Genomic DNA, 3,397 nt, shown 5'->3' with positions numbered 1-3,397 from the left:
AGACACCTCGGTCGGCTCCCTCTCCCTCCGGGAGAGGGCTGGGGTGAGGGGCTTTTGATCCACGCAAATCAAGCCGGGGTCAAACACTCCGGCCCGTTCAACTTCGGATCATTCACCAGATTCGCCAACACCCGCTCGCGCAGCGCCGCCGGTTCACTGGCGAGCAAACCCTGCAACACATGCAGCGGCGTCTCGGGATCGAGCCATGCCGCCTGCCCCGCTTCATCAAGAATCAACGGCCGCCGCTGACTCGCCGCCGACTGAGTAATCACCGCCGTGCTCAGCCAGACCTGCTCCTGCACCGGATACGCTTCCCAGATCGCCGCGAAAAACAACGACGAGCCCTCCCCCGGCGTTAACCAGTACGGCCGCTTGCGCTGGGTGCCGCGCCATTCGTAAAAGCCGTTGGCCGGCAGCAGGCAGCGACGCAAGCGCAAGGCCTCACGAAACATCGGCTGTTCTGCGACGGTTTCGGCGCGGGCATGGGCCGGGGTCTTCGACAGATCGGTCAGCCACGGCGGTGTCAGGCCCCAGCGCGCACGGGCCAAGGTGCGCTGGCCATCTTCTTCGGCACGTAGCATCAACACCGAATCATTCGGGGAAATGTTCCACTGCGCCTGTTGATCGGCGGGAAAACCTGGCAGGGCCGCGAAGTCGCGGTTCCAGCGAAACAGGGCATAACGTCCACACATGGGGCAACACGACTCTGAATAAAACGAAGGCCAGCCTAACAGACCAGCGTGCCGGGAAAGCTTTCCGGTTCGTCGCCGGGCAGCGGCAGCGCGGCATTGTACGCGGTGATCAACTCGCGGGCGTATTCGGCCTGATCGTTATCCACCGACAGCCAGAGCAGGCCGAAGATCGGCAATTCACCCGCACCGCCCACCAGATCACGGCCGATCAGGTGCGCCTCGATCCCTTCATTGGCGAGCATGCCCTTGAGCATTTCGCCTTCCATCAGGTTCGCCGGTTCGTAGATGCGCTGCATTCGCGGCCCTCACTCGTTTTCGCTGAAGACTTCCAAGTGCCACTCTTCTTCATGTACCTGCAGGACAAAGGTGATCGGACGACAGCACACCTGGCAGTCTTCGATATACGTTTGATCCCCAGCGGACAAATCCAGAGTGGTCTCGACTTCCTCACCGCAATACGGACATTCATAGCGTGCATTTTCCAGCATCGCGGTCTCCCCAGTGACTTGTGCGTATAATCGCCGGTCTATTTGCAGGGCTATTTTTGTCTGGCTACTTTTCAGACCGTGCCCCGCGGGTTTTCGATCAAACCCTTTACTTACCCTAGCCGTTTCCAACAAGAGAGCATGATGGGCGAATTCGATGCCATCCGACCTTACGACGACAGCGAAGTACCTGCGGTACTGGCAAGGCTGCTCGGCGACAAGGCGTTTCTAGATATCCTCACCCACTTCCGCTTCCCGCGTTTTGCCGGTGCCTTCGGCTGGATGCTCAAACCTCTTATAGCCCATCGGCTGCGTCGTGAGTTTGCCGACGTGAATTCCGTGGCTACCTTACAGGACAAAGTCGAGTTCTACGTCGACCACACCATCGAGCGCGCCACCGACGGCGTGACCTATACCGGTGTCGAGCAATTCAAGTCCGGCAGCGCCTACCTGTTCATCGCCAACCACCGCGATATCGTCATGGACCCGGCCTTCGTCAACTACGCCGTGTACCACGCCGGCCTGCCGACACCGCGCATCGCGATTGGCGACAACCTGCTGCAGAAGCCGTTCGTCAGTGACCTGATGCGCTTGAACAAGAGCTTTATCGTCCACCGCTCGATCACCGGCCGTCGCGAGAAAATGGCTGCTTATCAGTTGCTGTCGGCGTACATCAACCACTCGATCCGCAACGATTGCGCGTCGATCTGGATTGCTCAGGCGGAAGGTCGGGCGAAGGACGGCGACGACCGCACCGAGTCGGCGATCCTCAAGATGTTCCACATGAGCCGCAAGGACGAGCCGTTCGGCGAAGTGATCCGCTCGCTCAACGTGACGCCGGTGTCGATCAGCTATGAGTACGACCCGTGCGATCAGGCCAAGGCCCGCGAGCTGTACATCCGCGCCACCACCGGCACCTACGCCAAGGCGCCGGGCGAGGATGACGTGAGCATCGCGAAGGGCATCACCGGTTACAAGGGTCGGGTCCACGTGAATTTTGCCGCGCCGATCACTGAGGTGTTCGAAGACACCAAGCAATTGGCGATCGAGATGGACAAGCAGATTCTCGGCGGCTACCGGTTGTTCCCGGTGCATTACCTGGCGTACGCGCAGTGGGCGGATGCCGATCCGCAATTGAATGTGCCGAAAGCGGCCGAGGTGTTCCCGGCTGACGAACTGGCCAAGGCGCAGGATGAGTGGCAAAGCCGATTGGATGCCTGCCCAGCTGAGCATCGGCCGTACCTGGTGCTGCAATATGCGACGCCGGTGCGTAATCAATACCGGGTCAAGGCTGGGTTGCCGCTGTAAAGCAACAGCAAGATCAAAAGATCGCAGCCTTCGGCAGCTCCTACATGGGAATGATGTACATCCTGTAGGAGCTGCCGAAGGCTGCGATCTTTTGCTTCAGAAGCGGGTGCTGATCCAGGAGACGATCAAAGCAAGCCCCAGGCAAGCAAAACCAAAACGATAGAAAAACCGGTTCATGCGCAACGTCGCCCAATCGAGCATCGGCTCGGCATTCGGCTGCGCCTGGCGCTGGGCGGCGAGACTGGCCTGGGCGCGTTGCTCACGACGGCGGGTCGCGTGCAGCAGCCAACTGCCCGGAAAGGCCAGAAGCAAGGCCAGCAGGTTGATCAACTTGGCGGGATGGGCGGTAAACAGCGTCATCAAGTGCAGCGACATCACAGACCTCGAACTTAACCGGTGTGGCAGACGCCAGACCGACGACCGCGGCGCGGATTCTACCCAAACCGGCCCACCCTGCCCCAGCCTTTGCGACAAATAACCTGACAATCGACCGATGGCTGTCCTGTGTCATGGCATCGTCACGTGGATGCTTCACCCTGCGCGCCTCGAAACCCGAATGGAATGCGACATGCTGCACGCGGAAAACCAGGATCGCCTGTACCTCATCACCCCTTACGACGACCAGCAAAGCCTGGTCGGCAGCCTTGCCTTCAACGTGCAGGATCGACACTGGCTGGTGTATTGCGCGCTGGGCGGGCATCAGCACGCGGACTTGCCCGAGACCGATTTGTTGACTGGCGTGAGTGTGCTCGATTTCTATTCCCAGGCTGCCTGAACGTCAAAAGCACCCTCACCCTAGCCCTCTCCCAGAGGGAGAGGGGACTGACCGAGGTGTTTGCGGTAGATACGCCGACTTAAGATACCGCGCCGAACTCAGGTTTCGAAGCAAACGCGATCGGCTCCCTCTCCCTC

6 protein-coding genes are annotated in these 3,397 nt (G+C 60.1%); 2 read left to right on the top strand and 4 right to left on the bottom strand.

What is annotated here, in order from left to right:
- Positions 1-68 precede the first annotated feature (68 nt).
- The 3 genes from D6877_RS28680 to D6877_RS28670 are packed head-to-tail and all read right to left on the bottom strand — an operon-like array spanning position 69 to position 1,180.
- On the bottom strand, positions 69-692 hold the full coding sequence (locus tag D6877_RS28680) for an SOS response-associated peptidase (RefSeq protein ID WP_016773240.1): 624 nt from the start codon (positions 690-692) through the stop codon (positions 69-71).
- Between the two features lie 35 nt (positions 693-727).
- Positions 728-988 (bottom strand): DUF2007 domain-containing protein, encoded by a 261-nt coding sequence (locus D6877_RS28675; protein ID WP_130912868.1) that lies wholly within the window; start codon positions 986-988, stop codon positions 728-730.
- A 9-nt stretch (positions 989-997) separates the two neighbouring features.
- Positions 998-1,180 carry a CPXCG motif-containing cysteine-rich protein gene (locus tag D6877_RS28670; RefSeq protein ID WP_130912867.1) on the bottom strand — a complete coding sequence of 61 codons (183 nt, stop codon included), beginning with the start codon at positions 1,178-1,180 and terminating at the stop codon, positions 998-1,000.
- Between the two features lie 141 nt (positions 1,181-1,321).
- Between D6877_RS28670 and D6877_RS28665 the strand changes: the two genes are divergently transcribed.
- Positions 1,322-2,485 (top strand): 1-acyl-sn-glycerol-3-phosphate acyltransferase, encoded by a 1,164-nt coding sequence (locus tag D6877_RS28665; protein ID WP_174823868.1) that lies wholly within the window; start codon positions 1,322-1,324, stop codon positions 2,483-2,485.
- Positions 2,486-2,581: 96 nt separating this feature from the next.
- Here the strand turns inward: D6877_RS28665 and D6877_RS28660 are convergent, their stop codons facing one another.
- Entirely contained in the window at positions 2,582-2,860 is a 279-nt protein-coding gene (locus D6877_RS28660; protein WP_016770663.1) for a hypothetical protein, read from the bottom strand.
- A 193-nt stretch (positions 2,861-3,053) separates the two neighbouring features.
- Here D6877_RS28660 and D6877_RS28655 point away from each other — a divergent pair, with 193 nt between their 5' ends.
- Positions 3,054-3,260 (top strand): hypothetical protein, encoded by a 207-nt coding sequence (locus D6877_RS28655; RefSeq protein ID WP_016770662.1) that lies wholly within the window; start codon positions 3,054-3,056, stop codon positions 3,258-3,260.
- Positions 3,261-3,397 lie beyond the last annotated feature (137 nt).

The sequence above is a fragment of the Pseudomonas sp. Sample_9 genome (genome assembly GCF_004307535.1).
Taxonomy (GTDB): domain Bacteria; phylum Pseudomonadota; class Gammaproteobacteria; order Pseudomonadales; family Pseudomonadaceae; genus Aquipseudomonas; species Aquipseudomonas mercuritolerans.
Note: the sequence above shows the minus strand (reverse complement) of the source record. Positions and strands in the feature narration are given on the sequence as shown.

Excerpts from the sequence above, each read along its gene's own strand:
- D6877_RS28680 (WP_016773240.1), bottom strand. The coding sequence starts at position 692 with ATGTGTGGACGTTATGCCCTGTTTCGCTGGAACCGCGACTTCGCGGCC.
- D6877_RS28675 (WP_130912868.1), bottom strand. The coding sequence starts at position 988 with ATGCAGCGCATCTACGAACCGGCGAACCTGATGGAAGGCGAAATGCTC.
- D6877_RS28670 (WP_130912867.1), bottom strand. The coding sequence starts at position 1,180 with ATGCTGGAAAATGCACGCTATGAATGTCCGTATTGCGGTGAGGAAGTC.
- D6877_RS28665 (WP_174823868.1), top strand. The coding sequence starts at position 1,322 with ATGGGCGAATTCGATGCCATCCGACCTTACGACGACAGCGAAGTACCT.
- D6877_RS28660 (WP_016770663.1), bottom strand. The coding sequence starts at position 2,860 with ATGTCGCTGCACTTGATGACGCTGTTTACCGCCCATCCCGCCAAGTTG.
- D6877_RS28655 (WP_016770662.1), top strand. The coding sequence starts at position 3,054 with ATGCTGCACGCGGAAAACCAGGATCGCCTGTACCTCATCACCCCTTAC.